Genomic DNA, 2,554 nt, shown 5'->3' with positions numbered 1-2,554 from the left:
CCATGGTGGTGGTGTCAAGGGTAGGGCGAGTACGAACGCGGGTTTGCCGTTGAAGCGGTCGATTCCACCGATCCCGTTGCCGCAGTTGAAGCAGCAGTCGCCGGCGGGGACGACGCTGTCGCCGTTGCCGAATATTGAGTGGCCTGCTGGTTCGTCGCCGGCGGGGACGCCGTTGGAGCTTGAAGAGTGCGGGCCGGGTGTCTGTGCGGATGCGTTGCCGCGGGGAGATGGGGCGTCCGGGCAGGGCACGAACGGTAGCTGTGCCTCGGCGGGGGGTCCGTCGCCGCTGGTGATGACTTGTGTGCCGGACGAGCCCGGACCTGATCCGGCTGCGGGTGGCAAGGGCCGTCCACCCGGTGGCGGTAAGCCTCCCGCCCCACCCACCTTCCCCGATTCACCCACCAACCCCGACGACGACGGCAACGGCGATCAGGAGGGGTACAGTGACTCTGCCAATGCAGATCCAGGCGCCGTTGGTGCGTCACGCGTAGCCCGCGTTCTCTCACATTTCGGAAGGGATGTTGTGGATGAAGGTCGCATCGTCACAACACCGTATGGTAAAACTGATATTGACGTCGTACTGCGAGATCAGACTTTCATCGAGGTGGGTGGTCCTGCGAAAGCGCAGAATTTAGCCAAATTTGGGCAGCAGCTTCAGCGTGTAGCGTGGGCTGCGAACAATGCTGGAGGCCGTGCGATTTTTATGTACGAGTCCGGTACCCCGCAGAGCGCTATCGATCTTGCTATCAAATGGTTCGGTGCTGGTGGAGCGAGGCCGATTCCGTGACGTCGCCTTGGACCTTTCGATCCCTTCTTCCTTTCGGCGCCTTGTCCACTGATAGCATTGGCTGCTTACTTGCCGAGTTCGGTCGCGCCGGGTTCGTCTCTCGGCGCAACGAGGACGACGGTATCGTATGTGTAGCAGGTGATGGTGCTGGTGTACTTCATTTCGAGTCGATGCGTGGCGTAATTCAATGGCTCGGCGATGCGGATGGTTTGATCGCATTAGAAAATGAGGATGGCATCGAGTTTTCTATATCAATCCATCGAGCGCACGGGATCTTGCCGCTGGAGATGGCAGGGCTTCCCGATAGCCCGCAGTTCGACGTCTGCGCTCTGGATGTCGATACCTTCTTTCTATCCGATGAGTATCGCGATCGGTCTTGGTCGTATATTGATTCTCTTATCGGAGTCGTAGCATCTACGCTTGGCCCTTCATTCATCTATGGCATGGATGAGGATGCGCTCGAAGTAACACGGTCGCTCCAGTGCATCCACCGACGTGTCTCTCAGGGTCGTATGCCTCGTGTATTGTCTTGGCTAACGGAAGTGCCGGAAAATTCGCCCTTGGCTGTGCAGCTGGAGGTGATTTCTGCGGTGTTGAACCGTCCAATTGTTATTCGAGACGAATATATAAGCCTGCGAGTGACTGAGAAGCCGTGGTCCTCAAGCTTAGCCTTGCTTAAGCGTGCTGGTGAGTTAGTCCGAGATGCAACCAACGATTCCGGCTATCGGCCATAGATAAGGCTGCGGGCTCACCACTGACCAGGGGGAAGTACGGGCTTTCATTCGGTTTTTTGGAGCTTGCGACAGGCCAGTGGTGTGATCTTGTTCTGATAGCGAGATCGTTCAGGGGCGGAACCCGTCGACCTTTTCGAGGTAAGATTTTATAAAAACTTCTGAATCTTCTGCTCTGTGCCACCGTCGCGCTGCGCTGGGATTGTCTCCGAAGGGTTGATCCAGGTCGGCCAACCCGGCCGGGTTGGCGGGGTCGGGGAGTCAGAGTTTCGGCTATGACCGGGCGGACCGGCTGACCAGCTGGACGAGTCCGGCGAGCGTCACGACGAGCTATGGCTGGGATGGGGCGGGGAACCGCACCGCGGTGAACGGCACGGCGGCGACGTTCGATGAGCGGAATCGGCTGCTCGCTGATGGGACGGCGACGTATACGTATACGGCGCGGGGGACGCGGGCGACCCGGACCGCGGGCGGTACTACCGCGACCACGACGTTTGACGGGTTTGATCGGTTGGTGTCGGACAGTACGTCGGGCAGCACGTCCTACGGGTATGACGGGTGGGATCGGCTCGCGGTCCGTAACGGCACCACGTTGGGTTATGCGGGGGTGGAGAAGGAGCCGGTCGCCGATGGTACGTCGACGTATGCCCGGGATCCGGATGGGGATCTGATCGGCCTGGGGACGTCGGGGGGTAACTGGGTGCCGTTGGCTGACACGCACGGGGATGTGGTGGCGGCGTTCACCGTCAACGGTGCGGGTCTGACGGATCAGAAGGCGTTCGATCCGTTCGGGGTCCAGACGACCGCGGGTAGTGCGAATGTGCGGGTGGGGTTTCAGGGGTCGTGGACGGATCCGACGACGGCCAAGGTGAGTGCGGAGGCCCGCTGGTACACCCCGGGGACGGGTGGGTTTGTCTCTCGGGACAGTGCGGGTCTGCCGTTGACGTCGGGGATCTCGGCGAATCGGTATGTGTATGGCAACGCGAATCCGCTGGCCTACAACGATCCGTCGGGGCATTTCGCGCCGGCTGTTGGA

The 2,554-nt window shown here is 60.4% G+C and carries 3 protein-coding genes and 1 pseudogene; 3 read left to right on the top strand and 1 reads right to left on the bottom strand.

Annotated features, from left to right (window positions below):
* Positions 1 to 342, bottom strand: a pseudogene (locus tag U9978_RS22075) (hypothetical protein); the annotation flags it as partial.
* Positions 343 to 523: 181 nt separating this feature from the next.
* Here U9978_RS22075 and U9978_RS22070 point away from each other — a divergent pair.
* The 3 genes from U9978_RS22070 to U9978_RS22060 all read left to right on the top strand — a co-directional run.
* Positions 524 to 787, top strand: coding sequence for a hypothetical protein (locus tag U9978_RS22070; protein ID WP_322763064.1), 264 nt, complete (start codon positions 524 to 526; stop codon positions 785 to 787).
* On the top strand, positions 784 to 1,521 hold the full coding sequence (locus U9978_RS22065) for a hypothetical protein (protein WP_322763063.1): 738 nt from the start codon (positions 784 to 786) through the stop codon (positions 1,519 to 1,521). Before U9978_RS22070 ends, U9978_RS22065 begins: the two co-directional genes overlap by 4 nt.
* Positions 1,522 to 1,762: 241 nt before the next feature.
* Positions 1,763 to 2,554 (top strand): RHS repeat-associated core domain-containing protein (locus tag U9978_RS22060; protein WP_322763062.1); only part of this gene is annotated, 792 nt, incomplete at its 3' end.

Source organism: Protofrankia sp. Cr2 (genome assembly GCF_963555885.1).
GTDB lineage: Bacteria > Actinomycetota > Actinomycetes > Frankiales > Frankiaceae > Protofrankia.
Note: the sequence above shows the minus strand (reverse complement) of the source record. Positions and strands in the feature narration are given on the sequence as shown.